The organism is bacterium, from assembly GCA_018814885.1.
Classification (GTDB): domain Bacteria; phylum Krumholzibacteriota; class Krumholzibacteriia; order LZORAL124-64-63; family LZORAL124-64-63; genus JAHIYU01.
On the sequence record JAHIYU010000024.1, the window covers coordinates 1 to 20,487 of the forward strand.

At 68.6% G+C, this 20,487-nt stretch carries 15 protein-coding genes; 6 read left to right on the forward strand and 9 right to left on the reverse strand.

Annotated features, from left to right (window positions below):
* Window positions 1-73: 73 nt before the first annotated feature.
* Together KJ554_01285 and KJ554_01290 are read right to left on the reverse strand one after the other, a co-directional pair.
* Complete coding sequence (locus KJ554_01285; GenBank protein MBU0740965.1) at window positions 74-1,912, reverse strand: BamA/TamA family outer membrane protein; 1,839 nt, start codon at window positions 1,910-1,912, stop codon at window positions 74-76.
* A 161-nt stretch (window positions 1,913-2,073) separates the two neighbouring features.
* Entirely contained in the window at window positions 2,074-2,760 is a 687-nt protein-coding gene (locus KJ554_01290; GenBank protein MBU0740966.1) for a hypothetical protein, read from the reverse strand.
* A gap of 210 nt (window positions 2,761-2,970) precedes the next feature.
* Between KJ554_01290 and KJ554_01295 the strand changes: the two genes are divergently transcribed.
* Window positions 2,971-3,312, forward strand: a complete 342-nt coding sequence (locus KJ554_01295) for a cupin domain-containing protein (protein MBU0740967.1) — start codon at window positions 2,971-2,973, stop codon at window positions 3,310-3,312.
* A 10-nt stretch (window positions 3,313-3,322) separates the two neighbouring features.
* Window positions 3,323-4,693, forward strand: coding sequence for an arabinogalactan endo-1,4-beta-galactosidase (locus KJ554_01300; GenBank protein MBU0740968.1), 1,371 nt, complete (start codon window positions 3,323-3,325; stop codon window positions 4,691-4,693).
* 60 nt (window positions 4,694-4,753) lie between these two features.
* On the opposite strand, the gene KJ554_01305 is transcribed toward KJ554_01300, so the two are convergent.
* Window positions 4,754-6,436 carry a GDP-mannose dehydrogenase gene (locus KJ554_01305; protein ID MBU0740969.1) on the reverse strand — a complete coding sequence of 561 codons (1,683 nt, stop codon included), beginning with the start codon at window positions 6,434-6,436 and terminating at the stop codon, window positions 4,754-4,756.
* A 136-nt stretch (window positions 6,437-6,572) separates the two neighbouring features.
* On the opposite strand from KJ554_01305, the gene KJ554_01310 reads away from it, so the two are divergent.
* The gene (locus KJ554_01310; GenBank protein ID MBU0740970.1) at window positions 6,573-8,123 is read left to right on the forward strand and encodes a T9SS type A sorting domain-containing protein; all 1,551 of its coding nucleotides are present in this window, start codon (window positions 6,573-6,575) and stop codon (window positions 8,121-8,123) included.
* Window positions 8,124-8,276: 153 nt separating this feature from the next.
* Here the strand turns inward: KJ554_01310 and KJ554_01315 are convergent, their stop codons facing one another.
* Window positions 8,277-11,507 carry a T9SS type A sorting domain-containing protein gene (locus tag KJ554_01315; GenBank protein ID MBU0740971.1) on the reverse strand — a complete coding sequence of 1,077 codons (3,231 nt, stop codon included), beginning with the start codon at window positions 11,505-11,507 and terminating at the stop codon, window positions 8,277-8,279.
* A gap of 252 nt (window positions 11,508-11,759) precedes the next feature.
* Here KJ554_01315 and KJ554_01320 point away from each other — a divergent pair, with 252 nt between their 5' ends.
* Together KJ554_01320 and KJ554_01325 are read left to right on the forward strand one after the other, a co-directional pair.
* On the forward strand, window positions 11,760-13,097 hold the full coding sequence (locus KJ554_01320; GenBank protein ID MBU0740972.1) for a lysophospholipid acyltransferase family protein: 1,338 nt from the start codon (window positions 11,760-11,762) through the stop codon (window positions 13,095-13,097).
* Window positions 13,094-13,756, forward strand: coding sequence for a polysaccharide deacetylase family protein (locus KJ554_01325; protein ID MBU0740973.1), 663 nt, complete (start codon window positions 13,094-13,096; stop codon window positions 13,754-13,756). The genes KJ554_01320 and KJ554_01325 overlap by 4 nt, the downstream gene beginning before the upstream one ends.
* 45 nt (window positions 13,757-13,801) lie before the next feature.
* On the opposite strand, the gene KJ554_01330 is transcribed toward KJ554_01325, so the two are convergent.
* From KJ554_01330 to KJ554_01350, 5 genes are all read right to left on the reverse strand, one after another.
* On the reverse strand, window positions 13,802-14,725 hold the full coding sequence (locus tag KJ554_01330; protein ID MBU0740974.1) for an AEC family transporter: 924 nt from the start codon (window positions 14,723-14,725) through the stop codon (window positions 13,802-13,804).
* Window positions 14,726-14,747: 22 nt separating this feature from the next.
* Window positions 14,748-16,352 carry a mechanosensitive ion channel gene (locus KJ554_01335; GenBank protein ID MBU0740975.1) on the reverse strand — a complete coding sequence of 535 codons (1,605 nt, stop codon included), beginning with the start codon at window positions 16,350-16,352 and terminating at the stop codon, window positions 14,748-14,750.
* 16 nt (window positions 16,353-16,368) lie between these two features.
* The gene (locus KJ554_01340) at window positions 16,369-17,223 is read right to left on the reverse strand and encodes an MBL fold metallo-hydrolase (protein MBU0740976.1); all 855 of its coding nucleotides are present in this window, start codon (window positions 17,221-17,223) and stop codon (window positions 16,369-16,371) included.
* Between the two features lie 222 nt (window positions 17,224-17,445).
* On the reverse strand, window positions 17,446-17,859 hold the full coding sequence (locus tag KJ554_01345; GenBank protein MBU0740977.1) for a hypothetical protein: 414 nt from the start codon (window positions 17,857-17,859) through the stop codon (window positions 17,446-17,448).
* A gap of 233 nt (window positions 17,860-18,092) precedes the next feature.
* Window positions 18,093-18,965 (reverse strand): hypothetical protein, encoded by an 873-nt coding sequence (locus KJ554_01350; protein MBU0740978.1) that lies wholly within the window; start codon window positions 18,963-18,965, stop codon window positions 18,093-18,095.
* 264 nt (window positions 18,966-19,229) lie between these two features.
* On the opposite strand from KJ554_01350, the gene KJ554_01355 reads away from it, so the two are divergent.
* Window positions 19,230-20,414 carry a class I SAM-dependent methyltransferase gene (locus KJ554_01355; protein MBU0740979.1) on the forward strand — a complete coding sequence of 395 codons (1,185 nt, stop codon included), beginning with the start codon at window positions 19,230-19,232 and terminating at the stop codon, window positions 20,412-20,414.
* Window positions 20,415-20,487: the final 73 nt, after the last annotated feature.

Below are 20,487 nucleotides of genomic sequence, written 5' to 3' on the forward strand. Positions count from 1 at the left end.
GCACCGCCGCGACCGCGAGGGCGGCGATCTTCCTGACTCGCTTGAACCGCTTCGACTGGGGCATCCTCTCTCCTCAGAAGGGGTGGCCCACGGATACGTGCAGCACGACGTCCGGCTCGCCCGGGGGTCGCGCCGTCAGGTTGAAACCGGCGTCGGCGCGGACGGGTCCCACGGGCGTATCCACCATCAGGCCCGGTCCGAAGGCCACCGCGAGGTCGTCGAGGGCCGCGTCGGAGGCCGTCCGCCACACGTTGCCCACGTCGGCGAAGATGGCGGCGCGCACGATGCCCTTCAGGCGGAAGCGCAGCTCGGTCGAGCCGATCAGCAGGACTTCGCCGCCGACGGGGGCGCCGGTGGCGTCCAGGGGGCCGAGCATGCGGCGCCGCGCGCCGCGCTGGGTGGTGGAACCGCCGGCGAAGAAGCGCTTGTTGGGCAGCAGATCGATCGAATCGCCCAACGGACGCGCCAGGCCGGCCTCGACCCGGGATGCCAGCACCGCCCCGCCGAGGGGGAGGTACCAGGCGATCTTCGCCGTGCCCGACGCGAAGCTGTTGTCCGACGGCAGCCAGGGCGGCGACCATTCCAGGCGTCCCGACCACGACACGCCGCGGGTCGGGTCGATCAGATCGTCCACGTGATCCATGTTGGCCCGCAGATGCAGCGACGTGAGCAGGCCGCTCTCCGCCTTGAAGGCATCGGTGTCGGTGGTCGTGACCTTCAGGGAGACGTCGGCGACCGAGACGCCGGCCTGCAGTTCGCCGCCCAGGCCGACGCGCTTCGAGGCCCACACCTCGGCCTGCGCGCTGTTCAGATCGTAGCCGTCCTCGAGTTCCATGACGTAGTGCAGACGGGTGGTCAGGCGCGTGCGGGGGCCGAAGGGGGACAGCCACCAGACGTTGAACGAACCGTCGCGCCGGAAACGGGACAGCGAGCCCTTCAGCTCCACGCCGCGGCCGCCGCGCAGCAGGTTGCGGTGGCGCCAGCGCGTGCCGGCGCGCAGGAAATCGTCGGTCCAGTAGCCGAGATCGACCTCTATGGAGCGCGGCTTGCGGGGCACGAGATCGACGAGCAGGTCCACTTCGCCGTCGCGGGGCTCGCTCACCGTCACGTCGACGCGCCGGAACAGGTCCAGCTCCCGCACGTTTCGCCGGGCGCGGCGCAGGGCGGTCGGCGTGTACTGCTCCCCGTCAGATGGCTGCGCGTTCCGGAGCACCAGTCCCCGCAGGTCGTCCGGAGCGCCCGCGATACGCGTCCCGGCGAACACGCAGCGCGGGCCGGGCTTCGCGGCGAGGACGATCTCCGCCCGGGTGGAGTCCCGCAACGACACGCGCGGAGTGACGGTGGCACGTGGATGCCCCTCCATCGCCAGGGCCTCGTTCAGGGTAAACGTCGCCCGTGTCAGATCGGATTCGGTGAACCGCGCTCCCCGGGAGAGGGGCGCGCCCCGGGCGGCCGCGGCGTCGACGTAATCCGGTACGCCGCTCACCGACAGGCTGTCTATGACGACGGTCGGCCCCGGCGCGAGCTCGAAAGTCACGCCCACCTTGCGGGCCTTGTGGTCCGGCCGGAAGGCGATGCGCACCTCGGCCCAGGGGAAACCGTTCTGCGCCGCGAAGGCGCGGGCGCGCTTCACGTCGTCGGCCAGCGTCCCCGGAAAGAGCGGCGGACGCCGGGTGCGCAGCAGGCCCCGCTTGCCGTTGAGGGCCAGTCCGTCGCGCAGGTCGTCGGCCAGGTGTCTGTCGAGCCCCGTCACCTCGAACGACGCGACCTCCCAGCCCCGGTACCGCGTCGCCTCGGCCAGCGCCTCGTCGACGGGCAAGGCCGCCGGCGAATGCGCGGGGACGAGACAGACGGCTGTGAAGCCGATCAGGCAGAGCGCCGGAAGAATAGGATTTGCGCGGCCTCGAGACATCGGTCCCTCGTGTCACGTGCGTGATTCGAGATGCTGTTCGGCCCCGATGATACAGCATGACTCCGCGGCCAAGAAGCTGCATTCGCGGCGCGCTCGGGGCGCTTGGACGCGAAAGGACCCGGAAACGTTCCGGGCCCTCTCGCACGAGTGCAGTTGTGGACCTAGTACCCGGCCTTGACCGCGCCCCAGCTCATCGACGTATTGCCGACGGGGCCGTCGGCGAGGAAGTTCCACTCCAGGTCGCCGAAGTTGATGGGCGTGTGGTGAGTCGACAGGATGGTCGTCTTGACATCGGGATCGATGATGAAGACCGTCACGGTCACGTCGCCGGTGGCGGCCGCGCCCAGGGGCTCCCGGTCGAAGGCGCCCAGGATCTCCTGGCCGCCGGCGGTGGCGGCGATCAGGTTGTCGTTGTCGCTGTCGGGATCGAGGACGTCCGCGTCGAACTGCGCGTAGTAGATCTTGCCCGTGGTGGCCCTGGCCACAGCCTGCATGCGCCGTCCCGGGGCGAAGGTGTCGCGCGACTCGAAGATCAGGGTGAACTCGACCAGCTGATCCGCGCCGACGAAGACCGAACCGCCGAAGCCGCCGGTAGGCCCGGTGATGCCCTGGAAATCGAGTTCGGGGTGCAGGTCGGTGATGACGCCGCCGCTACCGCCGCCGCCGCCGGGGCCGACGACCGGATTCTCGCATGCCTGGATGATCGGTCCGATCGTGATGTCGGCGCAGGTGAGGTCGGTCTCGTAGCACTTGTACGTGCCATTGCCCAGGCAGAGGCTGACGTCGGCCACGGCGACGCCGGTGAGCAACATACAGGCCGCGAGGGTGAGCGATAGCGTTCTGATCATGGCGGATTCTCCTTGGTTGAAAGCCAATTGTCGTGTGGATGTTAGATTGAGGATGATACTCCGTCTCAACTTTAATAAACTACCACAATGATCGTGTATTTGTCTTTTGTTAAAATATATCATCATTCCGGTCTCATGATCCGGGTCCCCGCATGGCCCGCGACAAATCGGGGTGCTACATTCGGGTACAGGCCGAACCAAGGAGATCCCATGCCCGGATACGCGAATGTCCCCTCCTTCCTGCAGGCTCTGCCCGAGATCGACCTGCCCATTTCCGGCGCGCGGGGCTGGCTGCTCCAGGGCGAGGGGCAGCAGGTCGTCTTCGTGGAGTTCGGCGAGACGGTCGATGTGCCCGAACACGGCCACGCCGAGCAATGGGAGTTCGCGGTGGCCGGACGGGTCGACCTGCACATCGACGGCGGGACGATCGGGTACACTGCCGGCGACAACTTCTTCATCCCCGCCGGCGTGCCCCATGGCGCCACCGTGCACGCGGGTTACAAGGCCCTGATCGTCTTCAACGCGCCGGACCGTTACCTGCCGCGCGCATGAGGGAATCGTCATGTTCGCATCATGGTTGATACTGCTGGCTCTCATCATCGCTTTGCCGTGCCGGGGGCAGGTGGCGTGGCGTGGCGCGGACATCTCGTTCCTGCCGCAGATCGAGGACAACGGCGGCGCGTACACCGATGGCGGAGAGCCCGACGACCTCTTCGCGATCCTCGCCGGCCACGGCGTCAACACGATCCGCCTGCGCCTGTGGCACACGCCCACCGAGGGCTATTGCGACCTGGACGATACCCTGGCCATGGCCCGGCGCGCCCACGCGGCCGGCCTGGATCTGCTGCTGGACTTCCACTACTCCGACACCTGGGCCGATCCCGGCCGCCAGGACAAGCCAGACGCCTGGGCGGCGCTCCCCTTCGCGACCCTCGTCGACAGCGTGCGCGTCCGCACCCGCGACGTACTGCTGGCCCTGCGCGCCCAGGGCACGCCCCCGGCGCTGGTGCAGCTCGGCAACGAGATCACGCCCGGCATGCTCTGGGACGACGGTCGGGTCGGCGGCGCCTTCGACACGCCCGAACAATGGGCGCAGCTCGCTCAGCTCCTCGGCGCGGCCCGCGACGGCGTGAGCGACGCCTTCACGCCCGCACCGGGACCGGAGATCATGATCCACAGCGACCGCGGCGGCGACAACGGCGGCTGCCGGTGGTTCTTCGGCAACCTGCTGGCCCAGGGCTTCGACTTCGAAATCATCGGCCTGTCCTACTACCCCTGGTGGCACGGCACACTCGCCGACCTCGAATTCAACCTGGACGATCTCGCCGTGCGCTACGGCAAGGACATCGTGCTGGCGGAGGTCGCCTACCCCTGGACCCTCGGCTGGTTCGACGACACCCACAACCCCGTCGGCTTGCCCGAACACCTGCTGCCCGGCTACCCCGACACTCCCGCGGGCCAGCGCGCCTTCATGGAGACCATCTTCGCCTTGGTCGCGGACGCGCCCGACGGGCGTGGTCGGGGCGTTTTCTACTGGGCGCCGGAATGGATCACCACGCCGACCTTCGGTTCGGCCTGGGAGAACCTGGCGCTGTTCGACGAGACGGGGGAGGTCCTGCCCGCGCTGGAGGCCTTCCTGCCGGCCACCTCGGTGGGCGTTGCGGTGACGACGGGTCTTTCGCTCCGGTACGTATCCAGGGACACCACGGTCGGCGGTGTGGTGCTCTCGCTCGCGGCGGCGGCGCCCCGCCACGGCATCCTGCAGGTGTACGACGCCCGGGGCCGGCTGATGCAGGACGTCTGGGAGGGCCGTCTCGTACCCGAGGCGCGCGAGATAACCTGGCGCCCCGAGCAGTTCACTTCGGGAACCTATCTCTTCAGGCTGGCCAGCGGCGGCGACAGCGTATCGACCAAGGTGCTGTACATGCGGTGAGTGGAAAGAGACGGCCGGCGTCCGCCTTGCGAGAGCCGGCAGTCTCTTTCCCGGTGGCCCCTATTTCCTCGCCTTCTTCTTCAACCTGGCCTTCTCCGCCGCCCCCACTTCCTTCTTGATGCGCTGGATGTGCCCGCGCCCGAGCGCCTTCACCTCGCAGCCCAGTTCGAAGTAGCGGCGGATGCGGTCGTCGTCGAGGATGCCGAAGCAGTCGATCACCGCCAGCGCCCCGCCGGCCATCTTGACGACCTGTTCCGGCTCCAGCTCGAGGTACGGCTCGTGGGGCACCGCGAGGATGACCGCCTCGGCGCCCTTCAGCGCCGCGGCCAGATCCTTGGTCACGCGCATGTCCTTCAGCCCGTCCTGGTTGCGGAAGAAGCGCGCCCAGGAATGGCCCGGCGCCGGGTAGACGTCCTGCTCCTCCAGTTCGAACCAGTGCTCCAGGTAGGGATCGTGGACGCGCATCTCGGCGCCCATCTCGGTCAGGCGACGCACCACCAGCTCCGATCCGCTGTAGCGCGTGTCGCCCACGTCCTGGCGGTAGCTGCCGCCGCAGATCAGCACGTCGGCCCCGGCGATGTAGCGGCCCATGTTGCGCAGGGCATCGCGGGCCAGCGTGGCCACGTGCAGGCCGCGCGTGTCGTTGATGTCGATGGCCGTGGTGCTCATCTTGAAGATCTCGTCGCCGTCCTCGAAGCCGAGGATGTGCTTGTACGCCCAGTAGCCCAGGCCGCCGTCCTTGGGCAGGCAGTAGCCGCCGATGCCCGGCCCGGGGAAGATCATGTTGTTGTGGGTGGGGCGCATCTTGATGGCCTTGATGACCTTGATCATGTCCACGCCGTTGCGCTCGGCGAAGAGGCTCCACTCGTGCTGGAAGGCCAGGATGGTCGCGCGGTAGGAGTTCTCGACGATCTTGGTCGTCTCCGACTCGATGGGTCGGTCCATGACCGTCAGCGGATAGTCCTCGGTGTTGAGCACCTCGCGCAGGAACCTGTCCACGCGCTTGCGGGCGGTCGCGTTGCAGCCGCTGCAGACCCGCCAGAAGTCGCGGATCGAGGAGACGTAATCGCGTCCCGGCATCACGCGTTCGAAGCTGTGGCTGAGCAGGGGCGTGGCCTTCAGGCCGCGCCTGGCGAAGGCCTTCTTGAGGATGGGCCAGGCCACGAACTCCGTGGTGCCCGGCGCCACGGTCGTCTCGATCAGCACCAGGCACTTCGGCGGGATCTTTTCGCCGATGGTGCGCATGGTGGCCTCGAGCGCGGCCATGTCCGCCTCGCCGGTGCGCATGTTGCCCAGGTCGCGCTTGGCGTAGTCGCACTGCACGTCGACCACGACGCAATCGGCGAGTTTCAGGCAGTCGCTGTTGAAGGTGGCGGTCAGCGTCTTCTTCGCCTTGACCGTGCGCGCGATCATCGGGTCGACCTCGGGATCCTCCGCCTTCACCGGCGATTCGCCGCGATTCAGCAGAGGGATCTTCCAGTAGCTGCGCACGCTCGGCCGCTGGCAGCCGATGACGAACTTGCCGGGCTGCCCCTTCTTCTTGCCCGTCTTGTGGACGGTGTCCGCGACGATGGCGGCCATCACCGCGCCCACGAAGCCCACGCCCATCACGACCACGATCTCCTGCCCGTCGGCGCGCGCCTTCTCGACCAGGCGCTGCAGCCGCTGCATCTCCCTGGCGTAATCCTTATCGACGGGAATGGCGAATTTCTCGCCGGCAGGGCTGACGGAGTATGCGGTCATGTTCGTTTCCTCTCGTGAGTGGCGGTAGTGGGGCGAGACGGCATCATACCGCTGTCGACTTGCAGCGTCAAAGGGCGGTGCTGGCTGTGCTATACTTCCGACCAGATCCACACCGAAACAAACGGGGGGAGACGACGTGAAGATCCTGCACATCCTGGCCATATCCACGCTCATGGTCGGCGGCGCCCACGCCGCCATCAGGCCCGCCGAACCGGTCATGCTCGCCGGCGATGCGCTCGCGGTCCTGTCCGGCGCCCCCGTCTCAGAGCTCCACCTTTTCGCCTACGCGGACGGCGCGTGGCGCGAGATTCCCGTCCAGGTCGACGAGCGCGACGCCGGCGGCTCCTACTTCGTCGCCGACGACGGCCTGTGGGACGCCAACGACGAACTTGTCTTCCAGCCCCAGGACGGCGGCGACGCGGCCATCGCCTCTGCCTGGGTCGACGACGCGGAATCGCGGACGCATCCTCGCCTGGAGATCACCGTGACCGATGCGGTCGAGGGCGACGCGACGATCGCCTATCTCTACCGCTCGTCCACCCTGCCGGACACCCTGTCCACGTCCTACATGTCCTACGACGCGGGACTGGACGAGATAACCGCCGGCGCCTACCGCGCCGGCTACGACGCCGACAAGTGGTTCTGGGACGAGCTGCGCCTGCGCGAAGGGGACGTCTTCTCGGACGACTACATGGACCGCGAGAAGACCCGGTTGCGCGGCTATTTCCTCTTCCAGACCTGGATCCGGACCGAGGACGACATGACGCCCCTGAGCCGGGACGCCGTGGTCGGCCCGGTGCGCGTGATCCGCTACACCGAGTCCGAATTCCAGGTGATCGGCGTGGCCTCGGGGTGGACCTCGCTGAAGCACTTCTACCGCGAATACATGACCAATCCCCTGGACGTGCTGGAGGTGCCGCTGCTCGGCGGCCTGAACCTGGTCCGCCAGTCCTACGACCTGAATCCCGGCGTCGCGGACGTGGTCGAATCCACCGTACAGAACGCGGCCCTGCCGGTGGACGGCGTGCCCGACGGCGCCGCCACGTCCCTGGCGCTAGAGGACATGTCCGATCTCTGGTTCAAGATCGGCGTCGCGGGCGGGGCCTTCGTGCAGGTGGTCGACTTCTCTGGCGTCTCCGACGTCAACGACGTCTACCATCACGACGACGCCGGCGGCGGCAGCGCCGACGGCCTCGCCGATACCGGCGACATGGTCTCCTACGGCTACATCGGTCTGCTGATGACCGATCCCGTGGTGGGCACCCACGAGATACAGACCAAGACCTACATCTCGGCCGCGACCGATCTGTCGGGCCCGACCTGCCAGGCCTGGTTCAACAATCCTCTGGCCGCCGCCGTCTCGGCGCAGGACTACGATCCGGCTGCTCCGGTGGGCGACATGCCAGCCAACGGGGGACTGCTGGTCCGCAACCGTCCCAATCCCTTCAACCCCGCGACGGAGATCCTCTTCACGGTGCCCGCATCCGGCCCGGTCTGCCTGAGCATCTACGACACGAGCGGCCGCCGGGTGCGCACCCTGCTCGACGGCGCGACGGTCTCCGGCGCGGGACGCGTGTCCTGGGACGGCCGCGCCGGCACCGGCGAGCGGGTCGGCAGCGGCGTGTACTTCTGCCGCCTCGAGGCCGGCGGCCGCGCCGCGATCACCAAGATGCTGCTGGTGGAATAGCGCCGGCCGCATGAAGCACCGAGCCCCGGTCGCCTGCCGCAACCGGGGCTCGTTCTTGCATTCTCGGATCTCAGCGAGGCCGGTAAGGGATGTCGGGGGGGCGCTGCCGCCGCAGTCGCGCAGCCGAGGCGGCCGCGCCCCCCTGACAGCCCCTTACTTGATGAGCGCCATGCGCAGGGTCGCGGACTCGCCGCCGGCCTCGAGCCGGCAGAAGTAGACGCCGGCCGCGACCGGACGTTCCGCGTCGTCCCGGCCGTCCCATCTCGCCTCGTGGCGACCTTTGGCCAGCAGGGCCGAGCGCACCAGTTCCTTCACCACACGCCCGGAGACGTCCACCACCGTCAGGCGCACCGGCGTGTCCACGCCGAGTTCGTAGCGGATGAGCGTCGACGGATTGAAGGGGTTCGGGTAGTTGGCGCGGATCACGCACGTACCGTTGTCCGGCAGCAGATCCCCGTGCTCGTCCTGGAAGCCGGTCGCGCAGGGGTCCGGGTCGCAGGGCACGTCGTCGCCCTTGTACTCGCCGTCCTGTGCCGCGCACGCCGCGGCCGTGAGCGTGGCGCAGGCGCCGGTGGGCAGGCAGCAGGCTCCGGTCGGCACGGCCTGCGGGTTGACCTGCGAAGCGTACCAGGCGTCGTAGAGGTTGAACTCGCGGCGGTTGTCGGCCCAGGCCACGTGGGCTGTGGTCGCGTCCACCGCCACGCCGATGTAGTCGCCGATCCAGAAGCCCGCACCGGGCGCGGCGATGGGCTGGTTGCTGATCGGCATGTTGGGCGAGAATGCGGTCGCGCCGGGCAGCAGGGCCGCGAAGAAGGTCTCGGTGTTCCGATCGAGGGGGTCGGCGCGGTTGTCGTACCACACCACATCGACGGTCCCGTTGGGCTTGATGTCGATCCAGCAGTGGCTCTGATCGCTGGTGCCCGGGTCGTCGTTCACGCGCAGGGGCGGGTTGAGCCACGTCGCGCCGCCGTCGTTGGGTTCGGTGTAGAAGATGTCGCCCTGGTCCGGTCCCATCGACAACAGGTTGGCGTAGACGTCGCCGATGCCGTTGCGCAGGTCGCGGTAGAGATAGCAGGCGATCGGTCCGGCGATGTGCGGGTACCAGGTGTCGCTGCTGCCGGGCTGCGTGCCCACGTCGATGCGGTAGTCGGGCGGCCAGGTGGCGCCGCCGTCGACGGAGTGGTTGGCGAGGGCGTCCCAGCCGCTGAAGGGCGCCGGGCCGAAGCGGTCGTCCATCCACACCACGTAGGGGGTGGGTTGGCCGTCGACGCCGCCCACGGTGAGGCGCGGGTTGCAGGAGTGGCTCGCGGCGGCGGGATCGCCCACGTCGACGCGTCGCGGGCCCTGCCAGTTGGCGCCGCTGCCGATCGAGTAGTTGAGGTAGATGTCCTCGTTGCCGCCGGGGGCGTTGACGTCGCTCTCGTAGACCACGTAGACGTTGCCCTGGCCGCAGGCGATCTGCGACATGTAGTCGCGGCTGACGGGATTGTCGATCTGCATCTCGCCCGACCAGCCGCCGCCGCCGCTGGCGTTGGACCAGTTGAAGTAGATGTCGTCGGTGCCGGAGCGCACGTCCTGCCAGCAGACGTAGACGTTGCCCCAGTCGCAGCAGACCTTGGGCGCGTAGGCCAGCTCCTGGCCCGGCGGCGCGCTGTCCAGCCGCACCGGCGCGGACCAGGTGGCGCCGCTGGTGGTCGATCTGCTGAACATGATGACGCTGCCGGTGCCCGCGGCGGTCTCCTCGGCCCACACCAGGTAGACGTAGTGGTTGCCGGCGGTGTAGTCGTTGAAGGAATCGATGTCGTGATCGAAGGCGCGGTAGGTCGTGGGCACCTGGATCTCGGGGCTGGCCCAGTTCGCGCCGGCGTCGGTGGTGTAGCTCACGTAGATATCGGTGTCGGTGCCGCTGATCTGGTCCTCGAGCCAGGCCACGCAGGCGTGGTCCATGCCGTCGACCGTCACCCAGGGCTCGTAGCAGGCGCGGTAGTGTGTGTCGAGCGGGAGGGCCTGCGGGTACCAGGTCGTGCCGTCGTCGTTGGAGACGTTCACGTAGATCAGGTGGCTGAAGTCCACGCCGACCCATTCGTCCCAGGCCGCGTACACGTTGGTGCCGTTGCTGACGACGTTGGCGTTGTTCGACCCGCGATGGTCCAGCCAGGGCTGGGTGGAGATCATCTGGTCGGGATTGTCCCAGACCGGCGGGAAGGCGCTCAGCGGCGCCCGGTTGTAGTAGACGTCCGTCACGCCGGGCCGAGCCTCGGTCCAGACGGCGTGCAGGTACCCGCCGCTGTAGCTGAGGTTCGACGCGCCGGCGAACGGATTGAGCAGATGGGCGTCGAAGGTGGATACGACATCGCCCGTGTCGACGCGGGCCTCGCAGGCCGGACCGTCGTCGGGGTCGGCCGCGAAGACGGCGCCGATCCGCTGCGGGTTGGACCGGTCCACGGCCACGCTGGTGTAGCTCTGGGCGAAGCGTGTCTGTCCGCCCCCCGCCTGGTCGGTCATGGTCTGGGGCACGCACCAGAAGCTCACCGCGGGCACGTCCTGCCCGAAGGTGACGCCGCCGTCGATGGAGCGGTCCACCATGAGGGTCCCCTGGTGCTGCAACCAGAAGGGCGTATCGACCCAGCCCGCGACGATGCTGCCGTCGGGGCCGACATCGACGTCAGGCCACAGCACCAGGTCGTTGCCGGGGTTGTCGTTGACCGGAAGCGGCGGTGACCAGTTCACGCCCTGGTCGACCGAGAACGCGAAGAGGGCGTCGCTGGGGCCGTTGACCCAGCCGGGAGCCGGCAGGTCGCTCTCCCAGATCAGGTAGGCGTTGCCCGCGTAGGGGCTGCCCGCGGCGTAGTAGGTGTCGGCGTCGACCTTGGGCTTGGTCTCCCAGGGCAGCGTGCCCTGCGGGCCGGCCATCACGTTGACCCCCACGGGCGCGCCGAAGTTCTGGCCGCCGTCCAGCGACACAGACACGAAGACGCCGGAGGTGACGTTGAAGGGCGGCAGCGCGTCGTAGGACGAGAAGCCCGCGAAGACCGCGCCGGCGCCGTCCGACGCCACCGAGGCGTCCATGTTGACGGGAAAGACGGGCGGGGGCGGCATCGGGCTGTCGAGCCACGTGACGCCGCCGTCGGGGCTCCAGCTCGTGCCGATGCCCCCGAAGGCGAACGGATTCTGGTTGTAGCCGACGATCAGCAGGTCAGGCCCGCCCTGCGGGTCGGGATGCAGGGTGATGCTGGTCGTGTTCTGGTCCGCGCCGGGCGGATCCTGGTTGACACGGACGTTGGCGGGAGCGGCGCCGGCCACGGCCAGCAGGCCGATGGCCAGGAGCACGGTCGCGACGTGCCGGGCGGGTGTCGCCCTCCGGTTCTGTTTCAAGGAAAACATGGGGAACCCCCTTTGAAAGCGTCAACTCGATTATACTACGATCACTCTGTTTGATTGTCGGAAAGAGTCTTTCAAAACGATGGTGGGGCCGTCGAAATCGTATTTCTCGGGTTCCCGTAGCTCTCTGTTGAAAACACTGGAGTTACGTACAATAATCCAACGCGGATCAACGGTTGGGGCAGCGAACGCGATTCCAGGGGCACGATCATCACGAAGCGCGAACCTTTCATCTACCGTCTTTCACGCGTCGTCGTGCGGTTCGGCGTGAAGGTCTATTTCCGCAAGCTGGAGATCTCGGGCGCAGACAATATCCCGGCGACGGGACCGATCATCTTCGCCTCGAACCACCCCCATTCGGTCACGGACGCGCTGCTCCTCGGCCTCGGCGCCGGGCGCATGCTGCACTTCGTGGCTCACAGCGGCCTCTTCCGCAGCCGCCTCCAGGCGCGGTTTTTACGCAGCTGCGGCGTGATACCCGTCTTCAGGCCCAAGGACGTGAGCGAGGCGGCGGACCTGAACGTCGCCACGTTCTCGGCCTGCCATCGCGTGCTGTCCGAAGGCGGCGCCATCGGCATCTTTCCCGAGGGCACCAGCGCCGAGGAGCGGCGCGTGCAGAAGCTGAAGACCGGCACCGCCCGCATCGCCCTGAGCGCCGAGCAGGAGGCCGGCTGGCGGCTGGGCGTGACGATCGTGCCGGTCGGGCTGAACTTCGAGAGCCGCAGCCGCTTCCGCAGCCGGGTGCTTCTGCGCTTCGGCAGGCCCTTGGTCGCGGCCGCCTACCGCGACGGCTATCTCGACGATCCGGTCGCGACCGTCAACCGGCTGACCTGCGAGCTGCAGGACGCGCTGCGCCGGCGCGTGGTCAACGTGGAACACGTCGATTTCCTCGAGCTGGTGCATGACGTGGAGACCGTCTACAAGGGCGAGCTGCTCGCTCGAGACGGCCTGGAGATTCCGGGCGATACGCGCTTCAAGCGGGACCAGCAGGTGACCCGGGAGATCGCCCGCGCCCTGGACTACTTCTACGAGCGCAGCCCGGACGTGATCTGGGGACTGTCCCGGCTGATGAGGCGGTACCACCGCATGCGTCGGATGTTGCGCCTGAAGGACGAACTGCTACGCACCGAACGAGGCCCCACGGTGCGCGGCGAGATCTGGCGTTTCGTGGCCATGGGCGCGGTCGGACTGCCGCTGGCGGTGTACGGCGCGGCGGGCAACCTCATCCCGTACAAGCTCACCGGCCGGCTCGCCGACCGGCTGGCGCCCGACCTCACCAAGGTCCACTTCTGCCTGCTCGTCGTCGGCGCCGCGCTGTTCATCCCCTGGTACGCGGCGCTGCTCTATCTGGCCTTCACGCGGCTCGGCGCCTGGGAGGCCGTCGCGGCGGCGACGACCTCACCCGCCGCAGGGCTCTTCGCCCGCGAGTACGGACGCCGCATGAGGAACCGTCGCCGCCTGATGCGCCTGGCTTGGCTCGAGCTGGTCCAGGGCTACCGGCTGCAGGAACTGCGACAGCAGAGGCGACGATTGATCCGCGAGCTGGACACGGCTCTCGACGATTACCTGCGCGCGCGGGAGGAAGACGCGTGAGCCCCAGCCTGATGGACGTGGCGTCGGTGCGCGAATATCTGGGCAAGCGCCTGCTCTGCTCGGTCACGACGCATGAAAAGCGCCTGGCGCTGACCTTCGACGACGGCCCCCATCCCCGGCATACGCAACGGTTGTTGGACCTGCTCGCGACCAAGGGCATCCGCGCCACCTTCTTCGTGGTGGGACGGCGCGTGCGCCGGTTCCGCGACGTGCTGGCGCGGACCGCGGACGCGGGCCACGAGATAGGCAACCACTCCGATCATCACGTCCCGTTGTCGTTGCTGCCGCCGCCGTTGATCCGGCGCGAACTCGAGGCTTGCGGGGAGCTGGTCGAACGGGTCACGGGATGTCGTCCGCGCTTCATGCGCCCGCCCATGGGCTGGATCAACGACGTGGTCCTGGATACCGCGCGCGAGCTGGGTTACGAGCCGGCGATCGGCAGCATCCATCCCCGGGATTCCCGCCAGCCCGGGCTCGACGTGATATTGCGCCGCGTGCGCCGCCGCATCGAGCCGGGCGCCATCATCATCCTGCACGACGGCGGCTGGCGCATCGGCGCGGACCGCGGCCAGACCATCGCGGCGACGGACATCCTCACCGACGAGCTGCTCGCCGCCGGCTACCGTTTCGAGACGTTGAGCGAACTGGCGGGAGCCTGAGCATCGCGAGAGCCGCGCGGCTGCCGGCGCAGGCGTGAAACCCCGCTAGCGGAACAGCATCAACCAGCCGACGGTCGTGAGGACGGACAGCAGGGTCGAGCCGATCACGATCGCGCCGGCCAGCCGCTCGTCGCCCTTCATCTCGCGGGCCATGATGAAGCTGACGACCGCCACCGGCGACGCGATCAGCAGCACCGGCGCCTGCAGCGCCGCGCCGCTCAGGCCCAGCTCGCGCAGCCACAGCCAGACGATCGCGGGGTAGACGATCAGCTTGACCGCCGACACGGCCGCCGCCGGCGCCAGCTCTGCGCGCAGGCGTCCCAGGTCGAGGCCGGCGCCCAGGGTGATCAGGGCCAGCGGCAGCGCCGTGCGGCCGACCATCTCCACGGGCCGGTCGAGGAACTGCGGGAGGACGATTCCCGAGAGCGACAGGACAACCCCGGCGGCGACGCCCAGGATCAGGGGATTGAGGGCGATCCTTCGGGCGGCGACGCCCCAGACCGCGAGCGAGCGGGCGCTCAGATCGCGGTGGGGCAGCGAGAGCAGCAGCACGCCCAGCAGGTTGTAGATGACCACGAGGCAGCCGATGAGCACCGCCGACCGGCCCACCACCTCCTCGCCCAGTGCGCTGACGGCTATAGGCAGTCCGAAGAAGAAGGTGTTGCTGCGGTGGGTGCCCTGGGCCAGGACGCCCCGCCGCGCCGGCGACGAGCGCCGCAGCACCGCGTAGGATAACCCGGCCGTGAACATGCTGGCGGCGATCACCACGCCGATGGTCGGCAGGTGCGCGCTGCTGGAGAAGGGCGTCACGGCGATGCCGCGCATCAGCAGCAGGGGGGCGGCCACGTAGAACACCAGGCGGGAGAGGGCGACTTCCGCCGCCTCGCGCAGCAAGCCGAGCATGCGCAGCAGATAGCCGAGGGCGATGACCAGGAAGACCGGCGCCACGTGGCCGAGGGCGACGATCATGACCTCACCACCCCCGCGCGGATCATCGTCCGATCATCCGCAGCAGGCGCTTGAGGATGCCCTTCTGCTCGAGCTGCACCTCTTCGCCGTCCTCGCGCTGCCGGGCCAGCACTTCCAGGGCCGCGCGGTTCTCGGCGGCGCGCCTGGCGGCCAGCTCCGACAGGCGCTCGGGGATGTCCTCGTGCAGCGAGAGCAGGGCCCTGAAGGCCTCGTGACCGAACTCCAGCAGCTCGGAGCTCTCGGCGACGGTAAGCGTCGCGCTGCGCGGCACGCCGGTCAGGGCGCTCATCTCGCCGACCACGGCGCCGGGCCTCAGCTCGAACTCCGCCGCCACCCGGCTGTCCTGCTCCACCCGCCCCAGCAGCTTGCCGCTGGCGATGACCCAGAACGTCTCGCCGGCGTCGCCCTGGGCGCAGAGGGTCTCGCCGTGGGTGTAGGGCTGCCGCTTGACCAGCGGCGCGACGATCTCCAGGTCGTCGTGCGAGAGCAGGGGATTGCCGTCCGTGTCCACGAACACCTTCGTGCAGAGGTCGCTGTCGCGCAGGTCGCCGACGGCGGCCTCGACGTCCTCCTCGACGGGCGGCAGCTTGCGCTGCTTGTAGACCACGGCCATGAAATCGTTGAGCAGCTTGTCGCTCATGGGGAAGGGGATCTCGATGCCCTTGCGCTTGAACTGGTACCAGATGTTGCGGTTCACGGCGCCGTCGATGGGGTTGTGGCGCTGAAGCTCGGTGGTCCAGAATTCCAGCCGGTAGTTGATGCCGTAGTCCTGGAACGCGGTGATCATGGCCTCCGGCGCGGGGTTGCGGCGCACCTCGGGCACGGCCCGTGCGGCCGACAGCATGGCGCCGAGCACCTCGTCGGGCGCATCGCTGTAGCTGGCGCCCACGCTCACCACGTGACGGCGCAGCGGCGTCGGTTCGCTGTAGTTGTGGATCTTCGACTCGGCGATCCGGGCGTTGGGGATGATGTACATGTGGCCGCCGCGGGTACGGATGCGCGTCTCGCGCCAGTTGGTCTTGACGATCCGCCCCTCCACGCCGTCCACGTCGACCCAGATCCCCGGCCGCAGGGTGCGCACCAGGTGCAGCGACATGCCGGCCAGCAGGTTGCCCAGCACGCCCTGCAGCGCGAAACCGATGACGGCGGTCAGCAGGGCGGTCGAGGCCAGCAACGGTCCGATGTCGATGCCCAGCTCCATGCGCAGGACCATGAAGCCCACCGCCAGCACCAGCACCGCCCGGATGATGTCCAGCAGCAGGTCGGGGATGGGGAACGTCTCGCCGCGCCAGTGGTAGGCCGTATGGGCGATGCCCTCCACCAGGGCGATGGCGCCCAGGCCCAGCCAGAAGATCTGCCAGGCGGTCAGGTGGGCGTGGTGCGCGGACAGCCAGACGTCGCCGGCCGGCCAGTTCGCCGACAGCAGGACGGCGAGCTGGGTCAGCCCCAGCACCAGCAGGGGCCGCGACAGGTAGGCGAAGAGATCCAGCGCCAGGGTCGAGGCCGGCGCGCGGCCGGAGCCCTCCTTGCCCAACCTGCGGCGCAGGGGGGCCGTCATCCCGGACGCCGCGAGCCACAACAGGGTCAGGACGGCGATCTCGATGATCAGGGGCGTGTACTGGTTCAAGCGGGTCCCTCCCGGATCAAGCCAGGACGATGGTTTCTCCCTGGCGGGCCAGGGCGGCGCCGGGCGAACGGCGGCGCAGGTCGGTCTCGATGCGAAGCAGAAGGTCGTCGTCGTTCTCGGGTGCGTGGTGCGTGATCAGCAGCCGGGCGACGCCCGCCGCCTCGGCCACCTCCATGCATTCGGCAGTCGAGCTGTGTCCCCAACCGGAATGTTGCGGCAGTTGCCCGGGGGTGAACTGGCCGTCCATTATCAGCAGGTCCGCCGGCCGCGGCTCGCGGCAGAGGGCGATCAGGCGCTCGCGCTGATCCTCATCGGCGGACGCCCATTCGACGTCGGTGGCGAAGACGAAGGCCGCGCCGGTGGACGGCTCGTCCACGCGCCAGGCCGTGCAGCCGTCGGGATGGCGCACCTGCGCGCCGGCGATCTCCAGGCCGCCCCATCGCAGGGCCGTCTCGCCGGGCGCCAGCCCGTCGGCGGGGATCTCACGCAACGAGATCTCCGCGCCCATTTCCGCAAGGGGGATGGGCCACAGGGGCGGCGTCATGATCCGCGCCAGGTCCTCCGCCAGCGGCGTTGCGCGCTGGCCGGCCGCCGCTATCTCCACGCTCCAGGTCTCGTCGTAGAGCGGTGCCAGGGTGGGCAGGCCCATCAGGTGATCCAGGTGCAGGTGGGTCAAAAGGACCAGCAACTCGCGGCTCGCGGCGACCCGCAGCGCAAGGTTGACCTCCTGCACGCCGCTGCCGGCGTCGAGCATCAACAGCTCGCCGGTCTCGCCGGTCACCAGCAGGCAGGTGGTGTGGCCGCCGAACTCCGTGAACCGGGGCGCGGCGCGCGGCGCCGTGCCGCGCACGCCCCCGAAGAAGATCTTCATCGGGCGCCTTTCAGGTTCGTGTTCGCCGGGGATGGTAGCGCGGCGAGGGGGCTGTGACCAGCGATTGCTTGGCCGGGGTGGAGTGGCCCGACCACCAGCATGTAAAGCCGTCCGACAGCGTGTCGGTCACGGGCGCAAGACTGTTGCACCAGGTGCGAATGCAGCTGGCATGACAGGCCAGTCCGGCGGCTGCATATGCTGGCTGGACGGAGCGCGGTATCGCTAGCGTGGAACGTTGTAGAACTGCTTCACCCTGGCCGTGATCTGCGGGTCCGTCAGCTTGTCCGATGGCTCCACGCAGGCAATGCGCGCGGCCATGTCCTTCGAGGCTTCCAGCCGTTTGCGGAGTTCCTGCTTCGCCTCGCCCGGACCCATGATGAACACGGACCCGGCGTCCCCGATCTCGCTGATCACACGGGCGTAGTAGGTTGCCAACTGGCGCGTGTGACGCTCGTCGCGTGTCTTCTCTGCTCCTGCTTGCTGAGAACCGTATGTCGTGCTCGAACGACTCCCGCCGGAGTAATGGAAACGAGGCTCGACCTCCGATTCGAGGGTCTTGCTCGTGCTCCCATCCGGCGTGATCGTCACGATCACGGCCTTCCTGTGGTCGACCCACAACCCCACCTTGCGTTCCATCGCACCTCCTCCTGTGAGTATGCCCGTCCAACGTGAAATCCATGGGACCGAGTATCCATATGCACGGCATGGCGGATGCTGATGATCCAGGACTGCGCATGCCGGTTCTCGGTATTCCAAACACATCGATTCGACGGAATCAACGTATCCGAACACACCGCGCCGGTCAAGAATATCGCATCAAGCGCCGCGAATGGCAGGATTCAGATGAATCCGATCGTCCCGCTCCCTGCTCACCAGTGATTGCTGTACATCACCATGGGAAACGCGATGAAGCTGTCGCTGTCGTCGGTAAGCGGCCGGAAGCCGCTCAGGCTGAAGGAGTGGGTCTCGCCGAAGAGGCGCACGCCGAGGTTGAGGAAGCCCTTCAGGTCGCCGTCCTCGTCATCGAGCAGGGCCGAGGAGCTCATGTACTCGGCGAAGATCTTGCTGCGCCGGGTGAGCTGGGCGTCGGCGCCCACGAGGAAGACCGTGTCCGTGTCGCCGTCGTCGTCGAAGGTGCGGTTGACGGCCAGGTTGAGGCTGTTGCGCCGGTCGCCTATGCCCGCCACCGCGCCCACCGCGCCGAACTGCACCTCTTCCAGACGCGTGTAGCTGCCGACCAGGGCCAGGCCCACGGGCTGCTGCTCGCGGTCGGCGATGCGCAGCTTGGCGCCCAGGCTGATCATCAGGACCTCGGACGAGACGGGAAACAGGGTACCGAAGCTGAGGTCGAAAGCGTCGCTGACGGCGTAGCCGAAGTTGAGGATGAAGAGCTCGAAGTCGCGGAAGTAGCCGTCGCCCCTGTCCAGCGTGGCGGGCGTGGGGCAGAACATCAGGGAGTTGTAGTCGGGGTCGGCCAGGGCGCCGGAGCGCCCGCCGGCGCGGGCGAGGCGTGCGATGTTCGCACGCGGGATCTCCAGCCGGCCCAGCGATTCGGTCTCGAAGACCACGATGTCCTCGCGCTCCTCGACGATGCGCCCGGTCAGCAGGGTCCCGTCGGCGAGCAGGATCTCGTCTTGCTCGGGCGGCTCCCGGTATCCCGTATCGTTGAAGCCGGGGGGGGCGGCCAGGGCGGCGGCAAAGGCGAAGATGATGATGAGCATGGCCGGCGTCGCGTGTCGCATCGTGGTCCTCCGTCCCGGATGAACGATTGCCGTGGATCCTCTTCATGGTGCCCCAGCGGAAGAGAAGACACCATCGAATGTTTTCCGGTCCGGGAGGCCGTCTACGGCGGCGAGCCGGGCTCGATGGCCGACTACGCCGCGAGGGGCCGGGGGGCGTGGCGACGATCCGGATCAGGCCGTCGAGTTATCCGCTGTAGGGGGGGCGCCCAGGGATAAGGTATTCCTTCTCGACCCGGATGATGTCGAGGCGTAGCTTCATCAGCCATGAAGACCCTCGTGCTCGAGAAGAACCGCGACCGCTCGGTCCGTCGCCGCCACCCCTGGATCTTCTCCGGCGCCGTGGCCCGGGCGGACGCGGGTCTGGCGTCGGGTGAAACCGTCCTGGTCCGCGCCCACGACGGCGAGGCGCTCGGTCGCGGAGCCTGGTCGCCGCAATCGCAGATGCGCTGCCGCCTGTGGAGCTTCGATCCCGCCGAGGAGATCGACGAGGCCTTCTTCGCCCGCCGCCTGGACGCCGCGCTGGCGGCCCGCGCCGGCCTGACCGGCGCGGACACCGACGCCGTCCGGTTGCTGCACGGCGAGGCCGACGGCCTGCCAGGCGTGGTGGTCGACCGCTACGCCGAAGTGCTGGTTGGGCAGTTCCTCTCCGCCGGCGCCGAGCGGCACAAGGTCCTCCTGGCGGACATGTTGCGGGAACGCACCGGCGCCGTCGCCTTCTGGGAGCGCTCCGACACCGACGCCCGGCGCAAGGAGGGCCTGGAGCCGGCCGTCGGCCCGCTGGCCGGCACCGAGCCGACCGCCCGCGTGGAGATCCGCGAGGCGGGCCTGCGCTACCTGGTGGACGTGCGCGGCGGGCACAAGACCGGCTTCTATCTGGACCAACGCCCCAACCGCCGCGATCTGGGCGGCGCGGTCGCGGGCGCCGAGCTGCTCGACTGCTTCAGCTACACCGGGGGTTTCGCCCTGGCGGCCCTGCGCGGCGGCGCCGCGGCGGTGACCGACGTGGACAGCTCGGCCGAGGCCCTGGCCCAGGCCGCCGAGCACGTGACCCTCAACGGCCTCGACGACGGGCGTTACGCGCAGATCGAAGGCGACGTCTTCAAGGTGCTGCGCGAGCTGCGCGACCGCGCCCGCAGCTTCGACGCCATCGTGCTCGACCCGCCCAAGTTCGCCGATTCGGCCGCGGCGCTGGAGCGCGCCGCCCGCGGCTACAAGGACATCAACCTGCTGGCGCTGAAGCTGCTGCGCCCCGGCGGCCGCCTGTGGACCTTCTCCTGCTCCGCACACATGACCCCGGAGCTCTTTCTCAAGGTCGTGGCCGGCGCCGCCGTCGACGCGGGACGTACCGCCGTGCTGGAGCGCGAGCTGCGCCAGGGCGCCGACCATCCCATGCTGCTGACCTTCCCCGAGAGCCTGTATCTGAAGGGGCTGGTGGTGCGGGTGGGGTGAGGGCGGTGATTTTCCGGCCACGCGCCCCCGCGTAACGCCCGCGTAACGCGGCGCATGTATCGTTTCCCTCGAG

Coding starts and splice junctions, on each gene's coding strand:
- KJ554_01345 (MBU0740977.1), bottom strand. CDS start 17,859: ATGGAACGCAAGGTGGGGTTGTGGGTCGACCACAGGAAGGCCGTGATC.
- KJ554_01305 (MBU0740969.1), bottom strand. CDS start 6,436: ATGACCGCATACTCCGTCAGCCCTGCCGGCGAGAAATTCGCCATTCCC.
- KJ554_01290 (MBU0740966.1), bottom strand. CDS start 2,760: ATGATCAGAACGCTATCGCTCACCCTCGCGGCCTGTATGTTGCTCACC.
- KJ554_01340 (MBU0740976.1), bottom strand. CDS start 17,223: ATGAAGATCTTCTTCGGGGGCGTGCGCGGCACGGCGCCGCGCGCCGCG.
- KJ554_01300 (MBU0740968.1), top strand. CDS start 3,323: ATGTTCGCATCATGGTTGATACTGCTGGCTCTCATCATCGCTTTGCCG.
- KJ554_01315 (MBU0740971.1), bottom strand. CDS start 11,507: ATGTTTTCCTTGAAACAGAACCGGAGGGCGACACCCGCCCGGCACGTC.
- KJ554_01295 (MBU0740967.1), top strand. CDS start 2,971: ATGCCCGGATACGCGAATGTCCCCTCCTTCCTGCAGGCTCTGCCCGAG.
- KJ554_01355 (MBU0740979.1), top strand. CDS start 19,230: ATGAAGACCCTCGTGCTCGAGAAGAACCGCGACCGCTCGGTCCGTCGC.
- KJ554_01285 (MBU0740965.1), bottom strand. CDS start 1,912: ATGTCTCGAGGCCGCGCAAATCCTATTCTTCCGGCGCTCTGCCTGATC.
- KJ554_01330 (MBU0740974.1), bottom strand. CDS start 14,725: ATGATCGTCGCCCTCGGCCACGTGGCGCCGGTCTTCCTGGTCATCGCC.
- KJ554_01350 (MBU0740978.1), bottom strand. CDS start 18,965: ATGCGACACGCGACGCCGGCCATGCTCATCATCATCTTCGCCTTTGCC.